23 protein-coding genes are annotated in these 24,416 nt (G+C 73.9%); 16 read left to right on the forward strand and 7 right to left on the reverse strand.

Annotation, left to right across the window (positions count from 1 at the left end; translation table 11 throughout):
* Window positions 1-62: 62 nt before the first annotated feature.
* Window positions 63-1,262, reverse strand: coding sequence for a YncE family protein (locus tag AB0O40_RS00565; RefSeq protein WP_365034310.1), 1,200 nt, complete (start codon window positions 1,260-1,262; stop codon window positions 63-65).
* Between the two features lie 247 nt (window positions 1,263-1,509).
* Between AB0O40_RS00565 and AB0O40_RS00570 the strand changes: the two genes are divergently transcribed.
* From AB0O40_RS00570 to AB0O40_RS00590, 5 genes are all read left to right on the forward strand, one after another.
* Window positions 1,510-2,391: a glycoside hydrolase family 16 protein gene (locus AB0O40_RS00570; protein WP_365034116.1), complete on the forward strand. Its 882-nt coding sequence runs from the start codon at window positions 1,510-1,512 to the stop codon at window positions 2,389-2,391.
* Window positions 2,392-2,534: 143 nt separating this feature from the next.
* On the forward strand, window positions 2,535-2,921 hold the full coding sequence (locus AB0O40_RS00575; RefSeq protein WP_365034117.1) for a cell division protein SepF: 387 nt from the start codon (window positions 2,535-2,537) through the stop codon (window positions 2,919-2,921).
* A gap of 56 nt (window positions 2,922-2,977) precedes the next feature.
* Window positions 2,978-4,105 carry an ATP-binding protein gene (locus AB0O40_RS00580; protein WP_365034119.1) on the forward strand — a complete coding sequence of 376 codons (1,128 nt, stop codon included), beginning with the start codon at window positions 2,978-2,980 and terminating at the stop codon, window positions 4,103-4,105.
* Between the two features lie 89 nt (window positions 4,106-4,194).
* A complete protein-coding gene (locus tag AB0O40_RS00585; protein ID WP_365034311.1) occupies window positions 4,195-4,542 on the forward strand; it encodes a nucleotide pyrophosphohydrolase in 348 nt (115 codons plus the stop codon).
* 124 nt (window positions 4,543-4,666) lie between these two features.
* Entirely contained in the window at window positions 4,667-5,173 is a 507-nt protein-coding gene (locus tag AB0O40_RS00590) for a DUF6099 family protein (RefSeq protein WP_365034120.1), read from the forward strand.
* Window positions 5,174-5,201: 28 nt separating this feature from the next.
* On the opposite strand, the gene AB0O40_RS00595 is transcribed toward AB0O40_RS00590, so the two are convergent.
* A complete protein-coding gene (locus tag AB0O40_RS00595; RefSeq protein ID WP_365034322.1) occupies window positions 5,202-5,486 on the reverse strand; it encodes a hypothetical protein in 285 nt (94 codons plus the stop codon).
* 202 nt (window positions 5,487-5,688) lie between these two features.
* Between AB0O40_RS00595 and AB0O40_RS00600 the strand changes: the two genes are divergently transcribed.
* The 5 genes from AB0O40_RS00600 (at window position 5,689) to argF (ending at window position 10,679) form a co-directional block, all read left to right on the forward strand.
* Window positions 5,689-6,639 (forward strand): LLM class F420-dependent oxidoreductase, encoded by a 951-nt coding sequence (locus AB0O40_RS00600; protein WP_365034122.1) that lies wholly within the window; start codon window positions 5,689-5,691, stop codon window positions 6,637-6,639.
* The gene (gene mmuM, locus AB0O40_RS00605; RefSeq protein ID WP_365034124.1) at window positions 6,639-7,550 is read left to right on the forward strand and encodes a homocysteine S-methyltransferase; all 912 of its coding nucleotides are present in this window, start codon (window positions 6,639-6,641) and stop codon (window positions 7,548-7,550) included. The genes AB0O40_RS00600 and mmuM overlap by 1 nt, the downstream gene beginning before the upstream one ends.
* A gap of 228 nt (window positions 7,551-7,778) precedes the next feature.
* A complete protein-coding gene (locus tag AB0O40_RS00610) occupies window positions 7,779-8,237 on the forward strand; it encodes a hypothetical protein (protein ID WP_365034126.1) in 459 nt (152 codons plus the stop codon).
* Between the two features lie 72 nt (window positions 8,238-8,309).
* Window positions 8,310-9,539, forward strand: a complete 1,230-nt coding sequence (locus AB0O40_RS00615; RefSeq protein ID WP_365034128.1) for an arginine deiminase — start codon at window positions 8,310-8,312, stop codon at window positions 9,537-9,539.
* 129 nt (window positions 9,540-9,668) lie between these two features.
* Window positions 9,669-10,679, forward strand: a complete 1,011-nt coding sequence (gene argF / locus AB0O40_RS00620; RefSeq protein ID WP_365034130.1) for an ornithine carbamoyltransferase — start codon at window positions 9,669-9,671, stop codon at window positions 10,677-10,679.
* Here argF and AB0O40_RS00625 read toward each other — a convergent pair whose 3' ends face one another.
* Window positions 10,680-11,147 (reverse strand): ATP-binding protein, encoded by a 468-nt coding sequence (locus AB0O40_RS00625; RefSeq protein WP_365034132.1) that lies wholly within the window; start codon window positions 11,145-11,147, stop codon window positions 10,680-10,682.
* Window positions 11,148-11,395: 248 nt separating this feature from the next.
* On the opposite strand from AB0O40_RS00625, the gene AB0O40_RS00630 reads away from it, so the two are divergent.
* Both AB0O40_RS00630 and AB0O40_RS00635 read left to right on the forward strand, forming a co-directional pair.
* Window positions 11,396-12,223, forward strand: coding sequence for an enoyl-CoA hydratase family protein (locus tag AB0O40_RS00630; protein ID WP_365034134.1), 828 nt, complete (start codon window positions 11,396-11,398; stop codon window positions 12,221-12,223).
* Between the two features lie 2 nt (window positions 12,224-12,225).
* Window positions 12,226-14,538 (forward strand): bifunctional salicylyl-CoA 5-hydroxylase/oxidoreductase, encoded by a 2,313-nt coding sequence (locus AB0O40_RS00635; RefSeq protein WP_365034135.1) that lies wholly within the window; start codon window positions 12,226-12,228, stop codon window positions 14,536-14,538.
* 52 nt (window positions 14,539-14,590) lie between these two features.
* Here AB0O40_RS00635 and AB0O40_RS00640 read toward each other — a convergent pair whose 3' ends face one another.
* Window positions 14,591-15,418, reverse strand: coding sequence for a GNAT family N-acetyltransferase (locus AB0O40_RS00640; protein ID WP_365034137.1), 828 nt, complete (start codon window positions 15,416-15,418; stop codon window positions 14,591-14,593).
* A 147-nt stretch (window positions 15,419-15,565) separates the two neighbouring features.
* On the opposite strand from AB0O40_RS00640, the gene AB0O40_RS00645 reads away from it, so the two are divergent.
* Window positions 15,566-16,213 carry a dihydrofolate reductase family protein gene (locus tag AB0O40_RS00645; protein WP_365034139.1) on the forward strand — a complete coding sequence of 216 codons (648 nt, stop codon included), beginning with the start codon at window positions 15,566-15,568 and terminating at the stop codon, window positions 16,211-16,213.
* Window positions 16,214-16,264: 51 nt separating this feature from the next.
* Here the strand turns inward: AB0O40_RS00645 and AB0O40_RS00650 are convergent, their stop codons facing one another.
* Together AB0O40_RS00650 and AB0O40_RS00655 are read right to left on the reverse strand one after the other, a co-directional pair.
* Window positions 16,265-17,071 carry a PaaX family transcriptional regulator C-terminal domain-containing protein gene (locus tag AB0O40_RS00650; RefSeq protein ID WP_365034141.1) on the reverse strand — a complete coding sequence of 269 codons (807 nt, stop codon included), beginning with the start codon at window positions 17,069-17,071 and terminating at the stop codon, window positions 16,265-16,267.
* A gap of 4 nt (window positions 17,072-17,075) precedes the next feature.
* Window positions 17,076-18,668 carry an AMP-binding protein gene (locus AB0O40_RS00655; RefSeq protein WP_365034313.1) on the reverse strand — a complete coding sequence of 531 codons (1,593 nt, stop codon included), beginning with the start codon at window positions 18,666-18,668 and terminating at the stop codon, window positions 17,076-17,078.
* A gap of 131 nt (window positions 18,669-18,799) precedes the next feature.
* Here AB0O40_RS00655 and AB0O40_RS00660 point away from each other — a divergent pair, with 131 nt between their 5' ends.
* Together AB0O40_RS00660 and AB0O40_RS00665 are read left to right on the forward strand one after the other, a co-directional pair.
* Window positions 18,800-19,909, forward strand: coding sequence for an acyl-CoA dehydrogenase family protein (locus AB0O40_RS00660; protein ID WP_365034142.1), 1,110 nt, complete (start codon window positions 18,800-18,802; stop codon window positions 19,907-19,909).
* Complete coding sequence (locus AB0O40_RS00665) at window positions 19,906-20,304, forward strand: RidA family protein (RefSeq protein WP_365034144.1); 399 nt, start codon at window positions 19,906-19,908, stop codon at window positions 20,302-20,304. The genes AB0O40_RS00660 and AB0O40_RS00665 overlap by 4 nt, the downstream gene beginning before the upstream one ends.
* A gap of 37 nt (window positions 20,305-20,341) precedes the next feature.
* Here AB0O40_RS00665 and AB0O40_RS00670 read toward each other — a convergent pair whose 3' ends face one another.
* Complete coding sequence (locus tag AB0O40_RS00670) at window positions 20,342-21,721, reverse strand: aminopeptidase P family protein (RefSeq protein WP_365034146.1); 1,380 nt, start codon at window positions 21,719-21,721, stop codon at window positions 20,342-20,344.
* 220 nt (window positions 21,722-21,941) lie between these two features.
* Here AB0O40_RS00670 and AB0O40_RS00675 point away from each other — a divergent pair, with 220 nt between their 5' ends.
* Window positions 21,942-24,305 (forward strand): collagenase, encoded by a 2,364-nt coding sequence (locus AB0O40_RS00675; RefSeq protein ID WP_365034148.1) that lies wholly within the window; start codon window positions 21,942-21,944, stop codon window positions 24,303-24,305.
* Window positions 24,306-24,416 lie beyond the last annotated feature (111 nt).

Consider the following 24,416-nt stretch of genomic DNA (forward strand, 5'->3'; position numbering starts at 1 on the left):
CGGGCCGGGAGGGGACCCAAGGGTCCTCCTCCCGGCCCGGCCGGCTTTCGCGTTCCGGCGGTTCAGCGCGCCGCCGGGCCGGTCCAGCCGGCCGGCACGTGGGCCAGCCGGACCCGCTGGGGGTGGTCGCCGACCGGGACGGTGACGGTCTTGCGGCCGGTGGCGAAGTCGATGGCGGAGACGGCGTCGGCGCCGCTCTCGGAGATGATGCAGGACTTCCCGTCCCCGCTGACGGTGGCCCAGTACGGCTTCACGGCCGGGACCAGCGGGCCCTCCTCGAGCGTGCCCCGGTCGACGACGGTCGCGTAGTCGTCCATGGTCCCGGCGACGCAGAGCTTGGTGCCCTCGGGGTTCATGGACATGCCGTGGTGGCGCGAGTCGTTGACCCAGGTGGTGCGGTCCTCGCTGGTGGCCGGGTTCTTGGGGAGGGTCTTGACCCGGGTGACCTTGTCGGCCGCCACGTCGTACTCGACCAGGCCGTTGAAGAAGGACACCTGGAAGTACATCTTCGACCCGTCGGGGGTGAAGGCCACCGGCCGGACGGCGTCGGAGAGGTCGGAGCGGCCGAAGGCGTCGAGCCGCTGCCGCATGTCGATGACCTTGACCGTCCTGAACGTGGCGGTGTCCACCACGGTGATCTTCCGGTCGCCCTTCGTCCAGTCCAGCCAGGGCGCGTCCAGTGCGCTGGTGACGTCGCCGATGGCCATGTTCCACAGGTACCGGCCGCCGTCGGTGAAGACGTTCTCGTGCGGCTTGTCGCCGGTGGCGAAGGAACCGAGCTGGCGGCCGGTGGTGATGTCGAGGACGTGCACCGTGTTGGCGGTGGAGGCGGAGACCGCGACCTTGGTGCCGTCGGGGGAGACGGCCATGTGGTCGGCCCGGTAGCCGGCCACCGGGAAGCGCCAGTTGATCCGGCCGGTGGCCAGGTCCAGCGAGACCACGTCGGCGAAGCTGGGCCGGGAGACCACCAGCGCCGAGCCGTCGGGGGTGGTGTACATGTCGTCCACGAACTGGTCGTGGCCCTCGCCCGCGGTGGCGCGGATGCCGAGGAAGTAGCCCAGCTTGATCGGATTGAGGTAGATCTCCGTCAGCCGCTCGGCCTTGTCCGGGACCACGTCGATCCGGCCGATCCGGGCCAGGTCGCCGCCGGACTCGATCGCGTCGGCGGTGCCGTCCCAGTTGTTGCCGACGAACAGGACCTCCCGCAGCCCGCCGGCGGCCCGCGCCGTGCCGTCGGCGTACGAGGGGCCGGGCGCGGTCACGGCGAGCGCGGCGAGCAGCGCGGCGCCGGCCAGCGCGAGCCGGCGGCGGGCGGTGGTGCGGGGCGTACGGGGGTGCGAACCGGTGTTCACGAGCGGCTCCTGGGGCGTGGGGACGTCTCCGTGGTCAAGGCCGTGCGCATTACCAGGCGGTAATCTATCGATCCGTCAGTTTTCTTGCCAGGTCCATGTCTTGATCGTCAAGGGCCGCCCGATCTACCGTTCCCGCCACCGAGGAACGGAGCCCGCAGTGCCCCAGACCCCCGCCACCCGCCGCACCCTCCTGCGCGCCGCCACGGCCCTGGCCGCCGGCGCCGCCCTGCCGCAGCTCACCGCGGCGCCGGCCGCGGCCGCCGCCCCGGCCGCCTTCGTCGACCCGACCAGCCCGGCCGGCGTCCGGCCCCGGCTGGAGACCGCCGCCACCACCGGCCAGCGGCTCGTCTTCAGCGACGAGTTCAACGGCACCGCCCTCGACCCCGCCAAGTGGACCGCCCGCGACCAGCAGCGCTCCGGCGGCAACCAGGGCGTGCAGTGGTGGTACAAGCCGCAGAACGTCCGGCTGACCAACGGCGCCCTCGCCCTGGACCTCGGCTCCCCGGCCCCCGGCGTCTACAGCGGCGCCCGGGTCGACAGCCAGGGGAAGTTCGACCTCACCTACGGCACGGTCGAGTACGGCATCCACGTGCCGCCCACCGAGGGCCACCTCGCGGCCGCCTGGCTCCAGGCGAGCGACGGCACCCTGCCCGGCGGCGCCGCCGACGGCAGTGCCCGAGACGGCTGCGAGATCGACGTCCTGGAGAGCTTCAGCAAGGGCGACGAGTACGGCGTCACCCTCCACTGGGACGGCTACGGCGCCGCCCACCGCTCCTCCAACGCGGTGGCCGCCGCGCCGGGACTGCACTCCGGCGGCTGGTACCACGCGTTCAGCGTCACCTGGACCCCGACGCAGCTGGTCTTCGGCTACGACGGCCGGACCGTGCGGACCGTCACCGACCCGGCGCTCGTCAGCCAGGTCCGGGAGTTCCCCATCGCCTCCCACGAGGTCATCGCCTACGCACAGGGCGACGTCCGGCTCGCCCCGCTGGACTGGCACTCCACGATGTACGTCGACTACGTCCGCATCTGGCAGTGAGCGGGGCCCCGGAGCCCGGCCGGCGGGGGCCCGCGGCGGCGGTTGCGGGCGGTGTCCGATCCGGTCGTGTCGGTGTTGGGCTGATCGGGTGAAACGAGAGAGGATGGGGGGATGCACATGAATGGCGGGGCAAAGGTGGTCCGGTGAGCAGGTACGACGTCACCGACGAACAGTGGGAGGGGCTGGCGCAGGTCGTCCCCCTGCGCAGCCGCAACGAGTGGCCGTCCCGGGTCGATCACCGCACCATCCCGCGCGACCACGCGGCGGAGCAGCGGCGGTTCGTCGTGCTCCGGGTGCAGGTCTTCGCCGACGCGCGCGAGGTCGCGGACTACCTCATCGCCCAGATCCCCGTCCTGCTCGACCTCACCGGGGCCGACAGCGAAGTGGCCAAGCGGATCCTCGACTTCAGCAGCGGCGTGGTCTTCGGGCTCGGCAGCGGGATGCACCGGGTGGACCGCAACGTCTTCCTGCTGGCGCCGGTCGGCACCGAGGTCGAGGGCATCGCAGCGGCGGCCGTCCCCCGATCGTAGGAAGGGCCCGACGGCGTAACGGTTCGGCGGGCGGCGGGCTGCGTACCCTCCCGCCCATGGACCCCACGCACCCCCGCCCGGCCGTCACCGAACTGCGCCTGTCCGCCTTCAAGTCGCACCGCGGCGCGGCCTTCCCGCTCGGCCCCGTCACCCTCTTCGCCGGGGCCAGCGGCAGTGGGAAGTCCAACGCCCTGGAGGCGTACGGCTGCCTGGCCGGACTCGGCGGCGGGCGGGAGCTGGCCGAGGTCTTCCCCGACCCGGTGGCCTGCGTCCCCGAACGGGCCCGGCCCGACGCCCAGGGCCGGCGCGGCTTCCGCATCGGCTGCACCGTCGACGGCCCGGCCGGCCCGGTCGAGCTCGACCTCGCGGTGCAGGCCGAACCGGAACTGCGCATCGTCGGCGAGCGGCTGACCAGCCGTGGCCAGACCCTGCTCACCACCGCCTTACGGGACCCCGGCCGCCGATCCGTCCAGGCCGCCTGGCTCACCGGCGGCTCCGTCGGCGTCACCCGCGCCCCGCTCCCCGACGACCGGCTGGGCACCGCGCTGCTGCCGCTGCGGGTGGCGGGCAGCACCGAAGGGCAGCGGCGGGTGCTGGCCGCCGCCGAGCAAGTGGTGGTCGCGCTGCGGGCGGTGTTCCCCTGCGACCCCCAGCCGCAGCGGATGCGCGGCCCGGTGCCGGCCGGCACCGGCCTGCTGCGCGGCGGTTGCGACAACCTCGCCGAGGTGCTGCGCCGCACCCGCGAGGAGTGCGCCACCCGGCACGCCGCCCTCGTCGAGGCCGCCCGGGCGGGCTGCGCCGGGCCGGTGGCCGACCTCAGCGCCCGGGCGCTGCCCGACGGGCGGATCGGCGCCGAACTGGGCCGGGGCCCGGCCGGGGCCACCCCGCTCGGCCGGCTCGGCGAGGGCGAACTGCGCTTCCTGGCCCTGGCGCTCGTCCTGCTCACCGGCCCCGGGGTGCTGGCCGTGGACCCGGCGGCCGAACTCCTGCCCGCCCAGCAGGCGATGACGGTGCTGGCGGACGGCCTGGACCGGGGGCTCGACGCCCGGCAGACCGGCGAACTCCTGCGGCTGGCCCTGCTGTCCTGCGGACGCGGGCACGTCCGGCTGGCCGCCGCGGTGGGGGAGGGGGCGGGAGGGGCCCGTGGGCTCGCCGGGGTCTCGGTGGTAGACCTGGTGGCGTGAGCACACCGGAGAACCCGCCCGCAGGATCCGCACCCGCCGTACCCGCCGCGCCCGTACCCGCCGGACCCGCGCCCGGCGGGGACCCCACCCTGGCCGCGCTGCGCCGCCGGCTCGTGGAGTTCGCCGCCGCCCGGTCCTGGGAGCCGTACCACACGCCCAAGAACCTGGTGGCGGCCCTCAGCGTCGAGGCCTCCGAACTGCTCGAGATCTTCCAGTGGCTGACGCCCGAGCAGTCCGCCCGGATCATGGAGGACCCGGACTCCGCCCACCGGGTCGCCGACGAGGTCGCCGACGTCCTCGCCTACCTCCTGCAGTTCTGCGAGGTGCTGGGGATCGACCCGCTGACGGCCCTGGCCGCCAAGATCGAACGCAACGAGAAGCGCTTCCCCCGGCCCCCGGAGCCCGGTCCGGGCCCCGATCGTCACTCTTCGGAGTGATGGACTTGTCCGCAACCGTGAGAGTGTCCACAGATTTCCGAATACCCCTAGCTTTACGGGTCCATTGCCCTCACGCTGGGTAGTGGCTAGATAGCAAGAATGTCGTACGGACGGGGGACGGCATATGGATGCGGTACGGCTCATCGCAGCCGGGCGTCATGCCCTGGCGCAGAGCGTGACGACGGGGGACACCGTGGCGGAGGCCTGGCAGGCCCAGGCCCTCGCCCAGGCGATAGGAAGCTGGCTGGCGGTCACCGGACCGCCGGAGTTGAGAACCGAGGCGCGGGGCCTGGGTGAAGCGGGCGGCAGAGGCTGCGGGGTGCTCGACCGGCAGGCGCTGGGGATGGACGGCAAGGCGGAGGCCTCGCCCAGATCCCAGCAGCTCAGCGGGGTCGCGGACATCCGGCAGGCGCTGCTCGGCATGGCCGCGCTGCTGGGGGAGGTGGGCATAGCCCTGGTGTCGGTCGCCTGCGCCACCGACGACGAGGGCCTCTACTGGCACTGCATCGAGGCGATAGACGCCGCCGACGAGTCGAGCGACCGGGTCCGCGCGATACTGCGCAGGCTCACGGACCGGGAGCGGGGCAGCACCTCCGGTGCCGCCCGGGACTCGACGGCGGGCGCGAGCTGAGCGTCCCGGCCGTGGGGGCGTTCGGCGGTCAGTACGAGCGGTAGGAGGGGCGCTCGGTCTCGGGGCGGTAGGAGGGGCGCTCGCTCTCGTGGGTGCGGATCGGCGGCAGCGGCTCGGCGCTCAGGGGCGCGTCGGTGCGGGGGCGCTCCGCGGAGGTCTGGAGGTCGGCGTCGAGCTGCGACAGGTCGGCGTTGAGCGCGGCCATCAGCTCTTCCATCTGCTGGAGCAGGCCCTTGGGGGGTCCGCTCTGGGCGGGCACCACCTGCTCGTACTCGGCCTGTCCGGTGTGCTCGGGCACGAATTCCTGGGACATGGCGGCCTCCTCGGCCCGGCCCTTCCCGGGGGAAGGGGGCGGTGGACGCACCGGTCGGATGCCGCCGGCGCGCGGGCCGGGCGGTCCGGCTCCGTCCGAGCCAACGATCTCCCCGACCCCCGGTCACTGGCCGGGACGGGCACGAAGCGCCTGGTTGACGCAGATTCACCCGGCCGGGGTGCCCTCGGGGCAGGATGGTGGGATGGATCTTCGCATCTTCACCGAACCGCAGCAGGGCGCCGACTACGAGACGTTGCTCCGGGTGGCCCGGGCCACCGAGGACCTCGGTTTCGACGCCTTCTTCCGCTCTGACCACTACCTGCGGATGGGTCCGGAGGCCCACCCCGGCGAGGGCGGGGAGCCGGCCGGGATGCCCGGTCCCACCGACGCGTGGATCACGCTCGCGGGCCTGGCCCGGGAGACCCGCCGGATCCGGCTGGGCACCCTGATGACCGCGGGGACCTTCCGGCTGCCGGGAGTCCTGGCCATCCAGGTGGCCCAGGTCGACCGGATGTCCGGGGGCCGCGTCGAACTGGGCCTGGGTGCGGGCTGGTTCCAGCGGGAGCACGAGGCGTACGGCATCCCCTTCCCCAAGGAGAAGTTCGACCGCCTCGAGGAGCAGCTGGCCATCGTCACGGGCCTGTGGGAGACCAAGGTCGGGGACACCTTCTCCTTCGAGGGGTCCCACTACCGCCTGACGGACTCGCCCGCGCTGCCCAAGCCCGCGCAGGCGAAGGTGCCCGTGCTCATCGGCGGTCACGGCGCCAGCCGCACCCCGCGGCTGGCCGCCCGGTACGCCGACGAGTTCAACATCCCCTTCGCCTCGGTGGCCGACACCGAGCGGCAGTTCGGCCGGGTGCAGGCCGCCGCCGCGGCGGCCGGCCGGGCACCGGGCGCGCTGGTGTACTCCAACGCCCTGGTGGTCTGCGTGGGGAAGGACGACGCGGAGGTGGCCCGCCGGGCCGAGGCCATCGGCCGGGAGGTCGGCGAGCTCAAGGCCAACGGCCTGGCCGGTACCCCGGAGGAGGTGGTCGAGAAGATCGGCGCCTACCAGGCCGTCGGCTCGCAGCGGATCTACCTCCAGCTGCTGGACCTGCACGACCTGGACCACCTGGAGCTGATCTCCGCCCAGGTCATGGCCCGGCTCGGCTGATGGCGCGGGCCCGTACCCCGCTCGCCGACGCCCTGGCGGAGCGGACGCTGCTGCTCGACGGCGGGCTGAGCAACCAGCTCGCGGCCCAGGGCTGCGACCTGACCGGCGGGCTCTGGTCCGGCCGGGTGCTCGCCGAGGCGCCCGAGCAGGTCCTGGCGGCCCACACCGCCTACGTCCGGGCCGGGGCCGAGGTGCTGATCACGGCCAGCTACCAGGTGTCGTACGAGGAGTTCGGGCGCCGGGGGCTGGGCGCCGAGGAGGTCGGCGCCCTGCTGCGGCGCAGCGTGGAGCTGGCCGCGCGCGCCGCCGAGGGGGCCGGTCCGGACCGGGAGGTGTGGGTGGCCGCCTCGGTCGGCCCGTACGGCGCCGCCCTCGCCGACGGCTCGGAGTACCGGGGCCGGTACGGCCGGTCCGCCGGCGAGCTGGCGGCCTTCCACCGGCCGCGGATCGAGGCCCTGTGGTCCGCCGGGCCGGACGTGCTGGCGCTGGAGACGGTCCCGGACACCGAGGAGGCCGAGGTGCTGCTCGGCCTGCTGGCCGGCAGCGGGGCCCGGGCCTGGCTCTCGTACACCGTCGAGGGCGGCCGGACCCGGGCCGGCCAGCCGCTGGACGAGGCCTTCGGGCTGGCCGCGGAGCGGCCCGAGGTGATCGCGGTGGGCGTCAACTGCTGCGATCCGCAGGAGGTGGCGGAGGCCGTCCGGGCCGCCGCCGCGGCGGCCGGCAAGCCGGTCGTGGTGTATCCCAACGACGGCTCGGTGTGGGACGGCACGGCCCAGGAGTGGCACGCCCCGGCCGTCCCGGTGCCGTGGCCGGTGGCCGACTGGCGGCGGGACGGCGCCCGGCTGGTCGGCGGCTGCTGCCGCATCGGCCCGGACCGCGTCGCGGAGCTGGGCGCGGCGGTCCGGGGCTGACCCGCGGAGGCGGCCGGGCCGGTGGGCCCACCGGCCCGGCCGCATCGGTCTCCGGACCGGCGTTCCACCGTTCCACCCGCCCGTGTTAGGCCATCTGAGTGAGTTTTCCGGGGAATCGGCGGGCGGGCTCGTTCTTCCAGAACAGCGGAGTGTCCGCGATCCCTGAAAGAACGGAACGCAGCAATGAAGATGACCGCGCGCGGAAGCATTGCGGCCCTCATGACGTGCATGGCCTCGGCCGCGGCGGTGTCTCCGGCGCTCGCCGCGGACCACGTCCCGGTCGTCGTGCCGCTGGAGGCGCTGGAGGTGCCCCTGGCCATGCACACGCCCCACCTCGCGACCGGTGTGCCGCTGCCCACCCCCGGCGTGCCGCAGGGCCCCGTCCACCACCAGGGCGAGCTGCTCCCCAACCCGATCCTGCCGCCCCTCCCGCTCACGGGCGAGCTGGCCCCCACCCTCGCCAGCACCCCGCTGCCGAGCCTGACCGGCACCGGCAAGGAGGGCACGGCCGCGCTCAGTTCCCAGGCCTCGGACCTGGTCGCCCAGGGCCCGGGCGCGGTGGTCGGCGCCCCGCTGAGCATGCCGGACGCGGACAACTTCGGCCTGCCGCACCTGGTCAAGCCGCAGCTGGGCCTGATCGCGCCGACCCTCCAGGGCGACCCCGGGGCGCTGCTGGGCCTGAGCTGAGCCGGCGGCCGGCCGCCGGACCTTGCCCCGACGCCCGGCCAAAACGCCGCCCGGTCTGCGAACGTGTACACCATGGGATTCCATGTCGATTCCGAGACCGGGCGGCTGCGCCGCGTCATCCTCCACCGGCCCGACCTGGAGCTGAAGCGGCTGACCCCGAGCAACAAGGACGCGCTGCTCTTCGACGACGTGCTCTGGGTGCGCCGGGCCCGTCAGGAGCACGACGGGTTCGCCGACGTGCTGCGGGACCGGGGCGTGGCGGTGCACCTCTTCGGTGACCTGCTGGGCGAGGCGCTGGCCGTGCCGGAGGCCCGGCACCTGGTCCTGGACCGGGTCTTCGACGAGAAGGAGTTCGGCCCGCTGGCCACCGACCACCTGCGGGCCGCCTTCGACGAACTGCCGCCCGCCGAGCTGGTCGAGGCGCTGGTCGGCGGGATGACCAAGCGGGAGTACCTGGAGCGGCACGGCGAGCCGGTCTCGGTCCGCTTCCACGCCCTGGAGCTGGACGACTTCCTGCTCCAGCCGCTGCCCAACCACCTCTTCACCCGCGACACCTCCGCCTGGATCTACGACGGCGTCTCGGTCAACGCCATGCGCTGGCCGGCCCGGCGGCGCGAGACCGTGCACTTCGAGGCCATCTACCGGCACCACCCGGTCTTCACCACCTCCGGGGCCTTCCACTTCTGGTCCCAGGGCCAGGCCGACTACCCGTCCACCATCGAGGGCGGGGACGTGCTGGTCATCGGGAACGGCGCGGTGCTGATCGGGATGAGCGAGCGGACCACCCCGCAGGCCGTGGAGATGCTGGCCCGGGGGCTGTTCGCGGCCGGTTCCGCGCGGACCATCGTGGCGCTGGACATGCCCAAGCGGCGGGCCTTCATGCACCTGGACACCGTCATGACGATGGTGGACGGCGACACCTTCACCCAGTACGCCGGGCTCGGCATGCTCCGCTCGTACACGATCCGGCCGGGGGCGACCGAGCAGGGGCTGGAGGTCACCGACCACCCGCCGGAGCAGATGCACCGGGCGATCGCGGCGGCCCTCGGGCTGGACTCGGTACGGGTGCTGACGGCCACCCAGGACGTGCACTCGGCGGAGCGCGAGCAGTGGGACGACGGCTGCAACGTGCTCGCGGTCGAGCCGGGGGTGGTGGTGGCCTACGAGCGGAACGTCACCACCAACACCCACCTGCGCAAGCAGGGCATCGAGGTGATCGAGATCCCGGGCAGCGAGCTGGGCCGGGGCCGGGGCGGCCCGCGCTGCATGAGCTGCCCGGTGGAGCGGGACGCCGTGTCGTGAGCCGCGGCCCGCGGGGGCGGCCGGCCGCCGGGCAGGCTGTGTCCTGAGTCACGTCGACCGGACTGAATAGTGATGCGGTCGCTCGTATAGACTTCCAGCGTCCCGCCGACTACGACCCAGGAGTGCCCCATGGCGACCGACCTCGTTGGCCGGAGCTTCCTCAAGGAGCTCGACTTCACCGCCGCCGAGTTCCGTGGCCTGGTCGACCTGGCCGCCGAGCTGAAGGCGGCCAAGCGCGCGGGCACCGAGGTGCCCCGGCTGCGGGGCCGCAACATCGCGCTGATCTTCGAGAAGACCTCCACCCGGACCCGCTGCGCCTTCGAGGTGGCCGCCGCCGACCAGGGCGCGCACACCACCTACCTGGACCCCTCCGGCTCGCAGATCGGCCACAAGGAGTCGGTCGAGGACACCGCGCGCGTGCTCGGCCGGATGTTCGATGCGATCGAGTACCGCGGGGATAGCCAGCACGCCGTCGAGGCGCTGGCCGAGCACTCCGGCGTGCCGGTCTACAACGGCCTGACCGACGACTGGCACCCCACCCAGATGCTCGCGGACGTGCTCACCGTCACCGAGCACACCGCCAAGCCGCTGGAGTCCGTCGGCTTCGCCTACCTGGGCGACGCCCGCTTCAACATGGGCAACTCGTACCTGGTCACCGGTGCGCTGCTGGGCATGGACGTGCGCATCGCTGCGCCCCGCGCCTACTGGCCGGCCGAGCAGGTCGTCGAGCGGGCCCGGGCCCTCGCCGAGCTGAGCGGGGCCCGGATCACGCTCACCGAGGACGTCGCGGAGGGCGTCGCGGGCGCCGACTTCGTCGCCACCGACGTGTGGGTCTCGATGGGGGAGCCCAAGGAGGTCTGGGACGAGCGGATCAAGGCCCTGGGGCCGTACGCCGTCACCGCGGACGTACTGCGGGCCACCGGCAACCCGGACGTGAAGTTCCTGCACTGCCTGCCGGCCTTCCACGACCTCGGCACCAGGATCGGGCGGGAGATCTACGAGCGGCACGGCCTGGAGTCCCTGGAGGTGACGGACGAGGTGTTCGAGTCCGCGCACTCCGTCGTCTTCGACCAGGCCGAGAACCGGCTGCACACCATCAAGGCCGTACTGGTCGCCACCCTCGCCGCAGCCGACGCATAGTCATGCGCCGTGAGCGGTGCACCGGCGGGCCCGGGCGGGCAGCGTGAACCAGACCGCCTTGCCGTGCGCGGTGCGCCGGTGCCCGCACGCCGAGCTGAGGGTGCGGACCAGCAGCAGCCCCCGGCCGTGCTCCTGCCAGGGGTCCGGCAGGGCCTCCGGCGCGGCCGGCCCGGCCAGGGTGCCGGGCGCCTGCGGGTCCGCGTCGTGCACCTCCACCTGGCAGCCGTGCGCCAGCAGTTCCACCACCAGCTCGATGGGTCGGTCGCCGTGCGCGGTGTGCTCGACCGCGTTGGCGACCAGTTCGGCCGTCAGCAGCTCCGCGGTGTCGCTGTCCTGCGGCGTCCCGTACCCGGCGAGCGCGGTGCGCACCAGGGCGCGGGCCAGCGGGACGGCCTGCGCGGTGTGCGGCAGGTCCGTCCGCCAGGCCTGACCGGCGGCGGGCCGGGCGAGAACGGCGGGCTCGGACATGGGAGCCGTCCTTTCGCGTGGGGTGCGGGATGACGCGGGAATGCGGCTGAGGGTGCCGCGGGGGAGAAGATCTCGGTTTCAACCATACGGAGCTGCCGCCTCCGGCCGTAGGGCACCCCGGGACGGACCCGGGGGACCTGGGCCACGTCCGGTTCGGGACCTTCGGCACGCGTGGCCGGCGCCCGGGGGCCACTCCAGCGTGTCGCGTTCTCATGACGACAGTCACAAGTCGGTGATACGGTCGAAGAGTGAGCCCCTTCATCGGTTCCGCAGCCGGCACGGAGCGCTGGCGCCACCTGCGCGTGACCCGCCAGGACGGCGTCGCCACCGTCACCCTCGACCGCCCCGACAAACTCAACGCGCTCACCTTCGGCGCCTACGCCGACCTGCGCGACCTGCTCTCCGAACTCTCCCGCGAACGCTCGGTGCGCGCCCTCGTCCTCGGCGGCGAGGGCCGCGGCTTCTGCTCCGGCGGGGACGTGGACGAGATCATCGGCGCCACCCTCGCCATGGACACCGCCCAGCTCCTCGACTTCAACCGGATGACCGGCCAGGTGGTGCGCGCCATCCGGGAGTGCCCCTTCCCGGTGGTCGCCGCCGTCCACGGCGTGGCCGCCGGCGCCGGGGCGGTCCTCGCGCTGGCCGCCGACTTCCGGATCGCCGACCCCACCGCCCGCTTCGCCTTCCTCTTCACCCGGGTCGGCCTCTCCGGCGGCGACATGGGGGCCGCCTACCTGCTGCCCCGGGTCGTCGGGCTCGGCCACGCCACCCGGCTGCTGATGCTCGGCGAGCCGGTCCGCGCGGCCGAGGCCGAGCGGATCGGGCTGCTCAGCGAGCTGACCGACGAGGGCAAGGCGGCGGCCCGGGCCGCCGAACTCGCCGCGCACCTGGCCGCCGGACCGGCCCTCGCCTACGCCCAGACCAAGGCGCTGCTGACGGCCGAGCTGGACATGCCGCTGGCCGCCTCGGTGGAACTGGACGCCGCCACCCAGGCGCTGCTGATGAACGGCGAGGACTACGCCGAGTTCCACGCGGCCTTCACCGGGAAACGGCCGCCCGCCTGGCGGGGGAGGTAGCGATGCGGATCGCGGTCATCGGCGGCGGTCCCGGCGGGCTCTACGCGGCGGCCCTGCTCAAGCGGCTGGACCCGGACCGCCAGGTCGACGTGTGGGAGCGCACCGCCGCGGCCGACACGTTCGGCTTCGGCGTGGTGCTCTCCGACGAGACCCTGGGCGGTATCGAACACGCCGACCCCGAGGTCTACCGCGCGCTGCAACGCGAGTTCGTCCGCTGGGACGACATCGAAGTGGTGCACCGCGGCCGGCTGCTGACCTCCGGCGGCCACGGCTTCGCCGCCCTCGGCCGCCGCCGCCTCCTGGAGATCCTGCAGGACCGCTGCGCCGGCCTCGGCGTCGGCCTGCACACGCAGCGGCAGGCCCCGCCGGTCGAGGAGCTGTCCGCCGGATACGACCTGGTCATCGCCGCGGACGGGGTGCACAGCCGCACGCGGGAGGCTTATCCGGAGGCCTTCGGGACCCGGATCGAGAGCCACCGCTGCCGCTACATCTGGCTCGCCGCCGACTTCGCCTTCGACGCCTTCCGCTTCGAGATCGCCGAGACCGAGCACGGCGTGATGCAACTGCACGCCTACCCGTTCTCCCGCCCCTCTCCCGGCACGAGCCCCCTCGGGGCGCAGCACTCCGCCGGCTCCTCCACCGTCATCGTCGAGATGCGCGAGGAGGTCTGGCGGGCCGCCGGCTTCGACCTGTGCGACGAGGCCGAGTCCGCGCTGCGCTGCGCCAAGATCTTCAGCGAGGCGCTGCGCGGCCGCCCGCTGCGCGGCAACGCCTCCACCTGGACGGTCTTCCGCACGGTGGTCAACGACCGCTGGTCGCACGGCAACGTGGTGCTGCTCGGCGACGCGGCCCACACCGCGCACTTCTCCATCGGCTCCGGCACCAAGCTGGCGGTCGAGGACGCCCTCGGCCTCGCCGCCTGCCTGGAGGAACACCCCGGCGACCTGCCCGGGGCGCTGGCGGCGTACGAGGCCGAGCGGCGGCCGGTGGTCGCCTCCACCCAGCGGGCCGCCGCCGCCAGCCTGCGCTGGTTCGAGGAGCTGGCCGGCTACCTCGACCAGCCGCCCCGGCAGTTCGCCTTCAACCTGCTCACCCGCAGCCGCCGGGTCACCCACGACAACCTCCGGCTGCGCGACCCCCGCTTCACCGGGGCCGTCGAGCGGGAGTTCGGCTGCCCCGAGGGCACCCCGCCGATGTTCACCCCCTTCCGGCTGGGCGGTCTGACCCTGCGCAACCGGGTCGTGGTCTCCCCGATGGACCTGTACTCGGCCGTCGACGGGGTCCCCGGCGACCTGCACCTGGTCCACCTCGGGGCGCGGGCGCTGGGCGGGGCCGGGCTGGTGATGACCGAGATGGTCTGCGTCAGTCCCGAGGGGCGCATCACCCCCGGCTGCGCGGGCCTCTACACCGACGAACAGGCCGCGGCCTGGCGGCGGATCACCGACTTCGCCCACCAGCAGGCGCCCGGCACGGCCCTCGGCGTCCAGCTCGGGCACTCCGGCCGCAAGGGCTCCACCCGCCGCATGTGGGAGGGCATGGACCAGCCCCTGGAGTCCGGCAACTGGCCGCTGGGCGCCGCCTCGGCGCTGCCGTACCTGGCGGGGACGAGTCAGGTGCCGCACGAGCTGGACCCGGCCGGACTGGCTGCGATCCGGGACCAGTTCGTCTCGGCGGCGGTCCGGGCCGCCGACTGCGGCTTCGACCTGCTCGAACTGCACTGCGCGCACGGCTACCTGCTGTCGGGCTTCCTCTCGCCGCTGACCAACCACCGCACCGACGGGTACGGCGGGACGCTCGCCGGGCGGCTCCGCTTCCCGCTGGAGGTCTTCGACGCGGTACGGCAGGTCTGGCCGGCCGACCGGCCGATGACGGTCCGCATCTCCGCCACGGACTGGGCCGAGGGGGGCACCACGGCGGAGGACGCGGTCGCGATCGCGGCGGCCTTCGCGGCGCACGGGACGGCCGCCGTCGACGTCTCCACCGGGCAGGTGGTCGCCGAGGAGCGGCCCGAGTACGGGCGGTCGTACCAGACGCCGTACGCGGACCGGATCCGCAACGAGACGGGGGTGCCGGTGATCGCGGTCGGGGCCATCTCGTCCTGGGAGGACGTGAACTCCCTGCTGCTGGCGGGACGGGCCGACCTGTGCGCGCTGGCGCGGCCCCACCTGTACGACCCCCACTGGACCCTCCACGCGGCCGCCGAGCAGTCCTACACGGGCCCCGCCGCCCCCTGGCCCGCCCCCTACCGAGCCGGCAGCCGCCGCCCCCCCACCCCCCGAACCGACACCCCCAAACCCCGCCTCACCCTCCCCTGACCCCCAGCCCCGCCGCGCTTCAGGGCGTGGGCCGGGCCCATCGCCGGCCGGGTCACGTGGTGGTGAGGTGGAGGCGGTCCATGACGGGGGTGTAGCCGAGGCGTTGGTAGAGGGCGTTGCTCGTGGGGTTCGCGAGGTCCGTGAAGAGGAGGACCTCGCCGGCCGGCGCCAGCCGAGAGGCCTCGGCGGTGGCCCCCGCCGCATACCCCCGCCCCCGATCGGCCCGCGGCGTGTACACCGGCCCGATCCGCGTCGCCCCGCCCAGCCGCCTGGTCCGGCAGGCCAGGGAGACCGGCCGCCCGCCGTCCTCCCACAGCGTGATCCCGCCGTAGGACAGCCGGTCCGCGACCCACGCCTCGTCCGCCAGGGCCGTCATCCCCAGCTCGGTCCGGAACCCCTCCAGCCACTCCAGCACCAGCGGCACGTCCGCCCCGCCCGCCGGCCGTGGGCCCCCCGCCGGGGCCGGGTCCGGCGGGACCAGTCCGGCCAGCCGGTACAGCCGCAGCTCCTCGGCCACCCTGGTCGGCCGCCCCCACGCCCCCGCCAGCAGCTCGGCGTCGGCGCGGGCCGCGTTGACCCCCTCCAGCCCGGCCAGCAGCGGTTCGGCCGTCAGGGCCCGGACGAGGGCGAGGGCAGCCGCCGGCGGTAGTCCGGTGACGACCAAGGGGTGCGGCGGGGTCCACACCGCCGCCGCGACGGCGCCGTCCGGTCCCGCCCACCAGCCGAACCGCGGCGCCCGCGGCCCGTAGGCGTGCAGCCCCCGGCGGGTCAGCCGGTCCAGCGTGCTCAACAGCACGGTATTGGCGGCAGGCCGGGCCGCGACGGCCGGCCCGGCGGCGCTCGCGAAGGCGCCCAGGTCTTCGGTGAAGGTCCAGTCCATGGACGAGTATGCGGCGCCACCCCCCTCCGCCCGCACCCGCTTTTCCCCCGGCGGGGCACCCCCGCCCGACCCGCCCCGGGCGCAACGATGAGTTCCGCCCGGGACGGGAGTCAGTACTCCGTCGGACCCACCACCAGGAGGACCACCATGCCCCAGCTGCTGAGGGTGCAGAACTTCAACGTATCGAGCGACGGCATCGGCGCCGGCGAGGACCAGACCCTGGAGCGGCCCTTCGGGCACGTCGACCCGATGAGCATGTTCGGCTGGGCCACCGCCACCGCCGGCTGGCCCAACCGCACCGATCCCGGCGGCAGCCGGGGCCTGGACGACTACCTGACCCGCGACTTCGCCAACAACATCGGTGCCGAGATCATGGGCCGCAACAAGTTCGGCCCGCAGCGCGGCCCCTGGCAGGACCACGAGTGGCAGGGCTGGTGGGGTGACGAACCGCCCTTCCACACCCCGGTGTTCGTGCTCACCCACCACCCGCGGCCGTCGTTCGCCCTCTCGGACACCACCTTCCACTTCGTCGACGCCGACCCGGCGACCGTGCTGCGCCAGGCCAAGGAGGCCGCACAGGGCAAGGACGTCCGGCTCGGCGGCGGGGTGAGCACCATCCGCCAGTTCCTCGACGCCGACCTGGTCGACACCCTGCACGTGGCGGTCTCCCCGATGAAGTTCGGGACCGGGCTGCGCCTGTGGGACTCCCCGGAGGACCTGTACGACCGCTTCCACTGCGACGTGGTGCCCAGCCCGGGCGGCGGCGTCGTGCACCACCTCTTCTGGCGCAGGTGACTCCCGCCGGCCGGCGCCCGCCACGGCGGGCCCGGCCGGACCGGACCGGCCTCAGCCGCGCACGTACCCCCCGCCCACCGCGTGCAGCCGGGCGTGCAGTTCGGCGAAGACCGCCGCCGAGCGGTCGCCCGGCCAGTCGGAGGGCAGCAGGGCCGCCGGCAGCCCCGGGTCGGCGTACGGCAGCCGCCGCCAGGAGTCCAGGGCCAGCAGGTAGTCGTGGTACGCCTGCTCGGGCTCCGGCTCCCGGCCGGACTGCCAGCCGCGCAGCACCGGTTCGTGCAGGTCCAGGAACTCCTCGTGCTGCTTGGCGATGGCGGTCAGGTCCCACCAGCGGGAGACCGCCTCCGCGGTGGCCGCGAAGCCCAGGTGCTCCCCGCGGAACAGCTCGACGTACGGCCGCAGTTGCAGCCGTTCCAGGGTGTGCCGGGCCTCGTCGTACAGCCGGGCGGGCGCGATCCACACGCCCGGGGCGGCGGTGCCGAAGCCGAGCCGGGCCAGCCGGGAGCGCAGCAGGTGCCGCTTGTTGCGCTCCTGCTCGGGCACCGAGAAGACCGCGAGGACCCAGCCCGGCTCCCCGCCCGCGGGCGGCGGGCCGTAGATCCGCCGGTCGCCGTCGGCCAGCAGCTCGCGGGCCTCGTCCGACAGGCCGTACGCCGCCGCACCCTCGGGCGTCCGCTCGGGGACGAGGAAGCCGCGGCGTTTGAGCCGGGAGACGGAGGACCGCACGGAGGGCGCGTCGACCCCCACGGCGCCGAGCAGCCGGATCAGCGAGGCCACCGGGACGGGGCCCTGCTCCGGCCGCCCGTAGGCGCCGTAGAGGGTGACGATCAGGGATCGGGGGGTGTGCTGCTCGGCCACGGTCTCACTCTAGATCGCGCAGCCGGTACCGCTGGAGTTTGCCGGTGGCGGTGCGCGGCAGTTCCGGGGGGAAGACGAAGACCCGCGGGCACTTGTGCGGGGCCAGCTCGGTCTTCATGAAGGCCCGCAGGTCCTCCGCGGTGAGCCGGGATCCGGCCCGCAGCACGGCGTACGCCACCACCACCTGGCCGCGCCGCTCGTCGGGCCGTCCCACCACCGCCGCCTCGGTCACCTCCGGATGGCGCAGCAGGGCCTCCTCGACCTCCGGTCCGGCGATGTTGTAACCCGACGAGATGATCATGTCGTCGGCCCGGGCGACGTAGCGGAAGTAGCCGTCCGGGTCGCGCACGTACGTGTCCCCGGTGAGGTTCCAGCCGTCCCGGACGTACTCCCGCTGCCGGGCGTCGGCCAGGTACCGGCAGCCCACCGGGCCGCGCACGGCCAGCAGCCCCGGCTCGCCGTCCGGCACCGGGCGGCCGGCCCGGTCCACCACCCGGGCCTGCCAGCCGGGCACCGCGGTCCCGGTGGTGCCCGGGCGGATGTCCCCGTCGGCGGCCGAGATGAAGATGTGCAGCAGCTCGGTGGCGCCGATGCCGTTGATGATCCGCAGGCCGGTGGCCGCGCGCCAGGCCTCCCAGGTGGCGGCGGGCAGGTTCTCGCCCGCCGAGACGCACCGGCGCAGGGCGCTCAGGTCGTGTCCGGCCAGCTCGTCCAGCATCGCCCGGTAGGCGGTGGGCGCGGTGAAGAGCACCGAGACCCGGTGGGCGGCCAGCGCGGGCAGCAGCTGCCGGGGGCCGGCCTGCTCCAGCAGCAGGGTGGAGGCGCCGGCCCGGAGCGGGAAGACCAGCAGTCCGCCGAGGCCGAAGGTGAAGCCGAGCGGGGGACTGCCGGCGAAGACGTCGTCCGGACCGGGCCGCAGCACCTGCCGGGAGAAGGTGTCGGCCACCGCCAGCAGGTCCCGGTGGAAGTGCATGCACCCCTTGGGCCGTCCGGTGGTGCCGGAGGTGAAGGCGATCAGCGCGACGTCGTCGGCCGAGGTCTCCACGGCCGGGTACTTGGCCGGCTTCCCGGCCGTCAGCCGCAGCAGGTCCTCGGGGGCGTCGCCGCCGTACGGGGTGATCCGCAGCCCCGGTACCGCCGCCTTGACCAGGTCGTCCAGGGCGGTCACATGGCACAGGGCGTGGCTGACCCGGGCGATCCCGCACACCGTCGCCAGCTCCTGGGCCCGCTGCTGGGCCAGGACGGTGACGGCCACCGCGCCGGCCTTCATCACGGCCAGCCAGCAGGCCGCCAGCCAGGGGCCGGTGGGCCCGCGCAGCAGCACCCGGTTGCCGGGCACCACGCCCAGGTCGAAGGTGAGCACATGGGCGATCCGGTCCACCTCCTCCCGCACCTGCCCGTACGACCAGACGCCGCCGTCCGCGGTGCGGAAGGCCGGCCGGTCGGGCCCGAGCCGTTCGATGGTGGCGTCCAGCAGCTCGGCACCGCAGTTCAGCCGGTCGGGATAGGCCGGCCCGGCCGGCGGAAGGAGCTCCGGCCACTGGTCCGGGGGCGGCAGGTGGTCCCGGGTGAAGGTGTCGGCATGGGCCGACGGCATGAGCTCCAAGGCGGGTTCGCCTCCTGGCAACGGTCCGGAAAAGGGGTGGTGCCGGGTGCCGCGCGACTGCCACTCGAGCGTATCGTGATGGTGACGGCAGTCAACTGAACGCGATAGAAATGAGGCGGCGGATGCCGAGTTTCGCGCTGGACCAGCAGCAGGAGGAGTGGTGCCGCCAGGTGCGGGACCAGGCCGCGGCCCGGCTGCGCCCGCTCGCCGAGAAGGGGGAGCCGGGCCGGGTCAACCGCCCGCTGCTGGCCGCACTCGGCGAACTGGGCCTGCTGGACCGGCTCTTCACCTCCGGGGCGCTGGAGCTCTGCCTGCTGCGGGAATCCCTCGCGCAGGAGTGCACCGAGGCGGAGACGGCCCTCGCCCTCCAGGGGCTCGGCGGGCACCCCGTCCTGCGCTTCGGCACACCCTCACAGCGTGACCGCTGGATTCCCGGGGTGCGCGCCGGACGCGCGGTGGCGGCCTTCGCGCTGAGCGAGCCGGGGGCCGGCTCGGACGCGGCCGCGCTCGCCCTGGACGCCGTACCGGACGGCGCCGGCTGGCGGCTGACCGGTGAGAAGAAGTGGATCTCCAACGCCCCGGAGGCGGATTTCTACACCGTCTTCGCCCGGACGGGGGAAGCGCCGGGGGCGCGCGGGGTCAGCGCCTTCCTCGTACCGGCCGACCGCCCCGGGCTCGCGGGCCGGGCCCTGGACATGCTCTCCCCGCACCCGATCGGCGCACTGGCCTTCGACGGGGTCCCGGTCGGGCCCGAGGACCGGCTCGGGGAGGCCGGCGGCGGCTTCCGGGTCGCCATGGACACCCTCAACCTCTTCCGGCCCAGCGTCGGCGCCTTCGCCGTCGGGATGGCGCAGGCCGCCCTGGACGCCACCCTCGCGCACACCGCCGGGCGGACCGCCTTCGGCGGGGTGCTGGCCGACCTCCAGGCGGTCGCCCACCGGGTCGCCGAGATGGCCACCCGCACCGAGGCGGCCCGGCTGCTGGTCTACGCGGCGGCCGGGGCGTACGACGGTGGCGCACCGGACGTGCCCCGGCGCGCGGCCATGGCGAAGCTGCTGGCCACCGAGACCGCGCAGTACGTCGTCGACCACGCGGTCCAACTGCACGGCGCCGTCGCCCTGGAGCGGGGCCACCTGCTCGAACACCTCTACCGGGAGGTGCGCGCGCCGCGGATCTACGAGGGCGCCAGCGAGGTGCAACGCACCATCATCGCGAAGGAGTTGTACCGATGAGCCTGGAGCGCGTGAACCCGCCCGGCCTCTCGCCGGCCACCGGCTTCTCGCACGCGGTGGTGGCCACCGGCGGCCGCCTGGTGATGCTGGCCGGCCAGACCGCGCTGGACGGGGCGGGCAAGGTGGTCGGCGACACCCTGCCCGCCCAGTTCGAGACGGCCCTGACCAACCTCCTCGCCGCCCTGCACGCCGCGGGCGGCACCCCCGACCGGCTGGCCCGGGTCACCGTGTACGCGGTGGACGTGGCCGACTACCGCGCCCACGCCCCCGAACTGGGCCGCATCTGGCGCCGGCTGGCCGGCCGCGACTACCCCGCGATGGCGGTCATCGGCACGGTCCGCCTCTGGGACGAGGAAGCCCTGGTCGAACTCGACGGAATCGCCGTCCTCGACTGAGACCCGCCGTGCGGTCCCGCGCTCCCGGACCCCGGCCTCACCCCTCCAGCAACCCGCCCATCCACTCCTCGATCCCCTCCGGGGTCCGGGGCAGGGCTCCCGACATCAGGCGGGCGCCGTCGGCGGTGATGACCAGGTCGTCCTCGATGCGGACGCCGAGGCCGCGCAGTTCCGCCGGCAGGGTCTCGTCATCGGGCTGGAGGTAGAGGCCGGGCTCCACGGTGAGCACCTGGCCCTCCTCCAGCACGCCGTCCAGGTACGTCTCGGCGCGCGCCTTGCCGCAGTCGTGGACGTCCAGGCCGAGCATGTGGCCGCTGCTGCAGAGGGTGTAGCGGCGGTGCAGGTCGCCCTCGGCGTTCTTCAGGACGCCCCACTCGGCCAGTCCCTCGGCGATCACCTTCATGCCCGCCCGGTGGAAGTCCCGGAAGCTGGCGCCGGGGCGCAGCGCGGCGATGCCCGCGTCCTGGGCGGCCAGTACCAGCTCGTACACCTGCCGCTGGACCGGTGAGAAGCGCCCGGACAGCGGCAGGGTGCGGGTGATGTCGGCGGTGTAGAGGCTGTCGGTCTCCACGCCCGCGTCGAGCAGCAGCAGGTCCTTCGCGTCCAGCCGGCCGTCGTTGCGGATCCAGTGCAGCACGCAGGCGTGCGCGCCGGAGGCGGCGATGGTCTCGTAGCCGGTGCCGTTGCCCTCGGCGCGGGCCCGCCGGCCGAAGACGCCCTCGATCCAGCGCTCCCCGCGCGGGTGCGCCAGCGCCCGGGGGAGCTCCCGGACCACGTCCTCGAAGCCGGCGGTGGTGATGTCCACCGCGAGCTGCAGCTGCTCGACCTCCCAGGCGTCCTTGAGCAGGCGCAACTCGGAGAGGGCGGAGGCCAGTTCGATGTCGGTGGTGAGCTCGCGGCCGGTGACGGCGGCCAGGTCGCCCAGGTCGTCCAGATGGGCGCAGCGCAGCCCGGTCAGCCGCTCGGCCTCGGCGAGGTCGGGGCGGCGGCCCACCCAGAACTCGCCGTAGCGGCGGTCGCGGTAGAACTCCTCGTTGCCGCCCGCGCGCGGGGAGCGGGGGCGCAGGTAGAGGACCGCCTCGTGGCCGTGCGGGCCCTGCGGCTCCATCACCAGCACGTGGCCGACCTGGTCCTCGCCGGTCAGCCCGGTGAGCCAGGCGTACGCGCTGTGCGGCCGGAAGCGGTAGTCGCAGTCGTAGGAGCGGACCTTCAGCTCGCCGGCCGGGACGACCAGCCGCTCGCCGGGGAAGCGGGCGGAGAGCTTGGCCCGGCGGGCCGGGGTGACGGCGTGGCCCGGGACGCGGACCTCGGCGGGCAGCGGCGAGGGGGCCCAGCCGCCCGCCATGAAGCGGGTCAACTCGGCTGATGCCGGCAGGTCGTGGCTACCGATGTGGAGGCGGGAGGGGGTGTCGGTCACGGGTGCTCCCTGGCGTGGCGGGCGGTCGGAAGGTGTACCTCCGGAAAACGGGAGGTGCACACCCCTTGTCAGTGCAATTTCACATTACTATGTTACAGCTCACATGGCACGGGGTCATCATCCGTCAACACCCGCTCCACGCAGGTGATTTGACGGTGGCGGCCCCATATTTCGGCACATTTTCGTGCCGCCCCCACTTCTCCCCACCCAGGAGTCCTTGGTGACCACGTTGAGCACCGTGCGCAGGCCCTTCCTTGCCGCCGCCATCACCGCCACCCTCCTCGCCACGGCGGGCCAGACCATGGTCCAGGCCGCCGAGACCACGCCTGCCACGGCCCCCACCGCCTTCACCGCGGCGCGCCCCGCCCCCACCGCGGCGCCCAACCCCTTCGACGAGGTGCAGCACCTGGGCGCGGCCCCCAAGATCACCCGCGCCGCCGCCCCCGCCCCCGGCGGCCTGGCGGCCGGCCGGGTGGCCGGCGCCGCGACCGCCGCCAAGAAGGCCAAGGCCCCCGCCCTGTCCCGCGCCGCGCAGGCGCCCGCCACCACCGCGGCCGGCGTCCCCTGCACCCTGGACGGCATCACCGGACTGAGCCCCGAGCGGTTCGCCGACTTCCTCGGGGACCCCGCGGTCAAGGCCGACGGCTGTCTGAGAGACCTGATCTGGACCTGGGACTACCGCCTGGCGCCCGTCATGTCCGATGCCCACGTCCAGGCCGTCTCCCGCCGGATAGCCCAGCTGGCCGCCGGCCACGACGGGAAGAACGGCAGCAACCTGGAGGAGATGTTCACCTACCTCCACGCCGTCGCCTACCACGACTACTCGCGCTCCGAGATCGACGTCACCGACGCCCCCACCGTCGACGCCATGCGGGGTGCGATAGCCGCCTTCGGGACCGCCGCCCGTACCTTCGACGTCACCCGCAGCAACGCCAACACCCTGCGCGAGGCGCTGTACGCGGGCAGCGCCCCGGGCCTGCGCCAGCACCAGATCGACCTCATCCCGCGGGTGCTGGCCACCATGGACCCCGACCACCCGGCCACCAACCTGGACACCGCCTGGGCCGGCGCCGCGCTCGCCGCCCTGTCCGTCAACTACCTGGGCGTCTACCCGGGCAACAACGACGCCGCCTTCCACGCCGCGGTGGCCCAGAACCCCGGCTACCGCGCCGTCTTCCGGGCCTTCGCCGAGTACACCCACCTCAAGGGCACCGCGAACGCCTGGGTGGCGCGCGACGCGATCAGCGAGTACGCCCGCTTCGGCCAGATCGACGGCCTCAAGGACGCGGTGGTCGCCGACCTGGGCCAGATCCTCGCCTCGGTCGTGCGGATCTACGGCACCGGCAGCGAGCAGTGGGCCAAGGTCGTCTCCTGGCTCAACACCTACGGCGCCTGCAAGCAGTACGGCGTCTGCAAGGAGGACGTCGAGGCCAGGCTCTTCCCGAACACGTACACCTACGACAACGGCGGCATCAAGGTCCGCACCGCCCTCGACCGGGCCACCGTCGACCAGCTCTACTACGCCAGCAAGCGCGTCAAGTCGCAGTTCTTCCGGGTGATCGGCACCGACCAGCCGCTGGCCGGGGACGTCAACACCACCCTCAACATCGTCCTGTACGCCTCCCGCGCGGACTACGAGATGTACCACCCGCTCCTGACGGGCATGGGCACCAACAACGGCGGCGTGTACATCGAGAGCGGCGCGACCTTCTACACGTACCAGCGCCGGGTCCCCCAGGACTCCACGCTGACGCTCGAGGAGCTCTTCCGCCACGAGTACACGCACTACCTCAACGGCCGCTGGGCGGTGCCCGGTTCCTTCGGCCAGGGCGCCTGGTACCAGGGGGACCGCACCACCGCGATGGACGAGGGCACCGCGGAGTTCTTCGACGGGGCCACCCGCGACGACGGCATCGCGGTGCGCAAGTCCCTGGTCCGGGGCATCATCGCCGACACCGCCGGCGGCGGCCCCCGGATGAGCGTCGAGCAGCTGCTCAACGCGACGTACGACGGCGACGGCTTCCGCTTCTACAACTACGCCGGCACGTTCTTCGAGTTCCTGTGGAACGAGCAGCCCTCGCTGCTGCGCGAGATGTACGGCTACCTGCGCGCCGACGACCCGGCGGGCTTCGACGCCTGGCGCAACCGGATGGGCGGCGACGCCTACCTCCAGCGGGCCTACGACAAGTTCCTGGACGCGCAGATCGCCAAGCTCGACCAGCTCTTCGTGCCCAACACCGTCTTCACCGCCAACGACCAGCTGCGGGACGCCTCGCTGGCCGCGGTGAAGTCCTCCTTCGCCACCGCCACCTACAACAACCCCGACTGCGTGGAGAACGGCGACACCGGCAAGCGCCGCTTCGTCTGCACCGGCCGGATCACGGCCAACCTGAAGAACTTCCGCAGCCCGGACCAGGTCTTCAAGGACATGTCCGAGACGGTGGACTACTTCATCCTCGACCGGGCCGGCGCCGCCTCCAACAACCTGGCCGACATGAACTGCTCCTTCGGCCCGGTGGAGATCTGGAGCACCAACAAGGCCGGTACCTCCGCCTACTCCTGCGAGGGCCCGCTGCGCAGCTAGCGGCGAGCCGCCGCGGCGGTCGGCCCCGTCCACGGGGGGCCGGGCCGGCCGTCGCGGAGCGCGCGGGAACCGCTGCCGGGACCCTTGGCCGCCACTGAGTTATGTGACATA

Source organism: Streptomyces sp. NPDC089919 (assembly GCF_040684615.1).
Lineage (GTDB): Bacteria > Actinomycetota > Actinomycetes > Streptomycetales > Streptomycetaceae > Streptomyces.

Coding starts and splice junctions, on each gene's coding strand:
- AB0O40_RS00580 (WP_365034119.1), top strand. CDS start 2,978: ATGGACCCCACGCACCCCCGCCCGGCCGTCACCGAACTGCGCCTGTCC.
- AB0O40_RS00590 (WP_365034120.1), top strand. CDS start 4,667: ATGGATGCGGTACGGCTCATCGCAGCCGGGCGTCATGCCCTGGCGCAG.
- AB0O40_RS00595 (WP_365034322.1), bottom strand. CDS start 5,486: ATGTCCCAGGAATTCGTGCCCGAGCACACCGGACAGGCCGAGTACGAG.
- AB0O40_RS00600 (WP_365034122.1), top strand. CDS start 5,689: ATGGATCTTCGCATCTTCACCGAACCGCAGCAGGGCGCCGACTACGAG.
- mmuM (WP_365034124.1), top strand. CDS start 6,639: ATGGCGCGGGCCCGTACCCCGCTCGCCGACGCCCTGGCGGAGCGGACG.
- AB0O40_RS00610 (WP_365034126.1), top strand. CDS start 7,779: ATGGCCTCGGCCGCGGCGGTGTCTCCGGCGCTCGCCGCGGACCACGTC.
- AB0O40_RS00615 (WP_365034128.1), top strand. CDS start 8,310: ATGGGATTCCATGTCGATTCCGAGACCGGGCGGCTGCGCCGCGTCATC.
- argF (WP_365034130.1), top strand. CDS start 9,669: ATGGCGACCGACCTCGTTGGCCGGAGCTTCCTCAAGGAGCTCGACTTC.
- AB0O40_RS00625 (WP_365034132.1), bottom strand. CDS start 11,147: ATGTCCGAGCCCGCCGTTCTCGCCCGGCCCGCCGCCGGTCAGGCCTGG.
- AB0O40_RS00635 (WP_365034135.1), top strand. CDS start 12,226: ATGCGGATCGCGGTCATCGGCGGCGGTCCCGGCGGGCTCTACGCGGCG.
- AB0O40_RS00640 (WP_365034137.1), bottom strand. CDS start 15,418: ATGGACTGGACCTTCACCGAAGACCTGGGCGCCTTCGCGAGCGCCGCC.
- AB0O40_RS00645 (WP_365034139.1), top strand. CDS start 15,566: ATGCCCCAGCTGCTGAGGGTGCAGAACTTCAACGTATCGAGCGACGGC.
- AB0O40_RS00655 (WP_365034313.1), bottom strand. CDS start 18,668: ATGCCGTCGGCCCATGCCGACACCTTCACCCGGGACCACCTGCCGCCC.
- AB0O40_RS00660 (WP_365034142.1), top strand. CDS start 18,800: ATGCCGAGTTTCGCGCTGGACCAGCAGCAGGAGGAGTGGTGCCGCCAG.
- AB0O40_RS00665 (WP_365034144.1), top strand. CDS start 19,906: ATGAGCCTGGAGCGCGTGAACCCGCCCGGCCTCTCGCCGGCCACCGGC.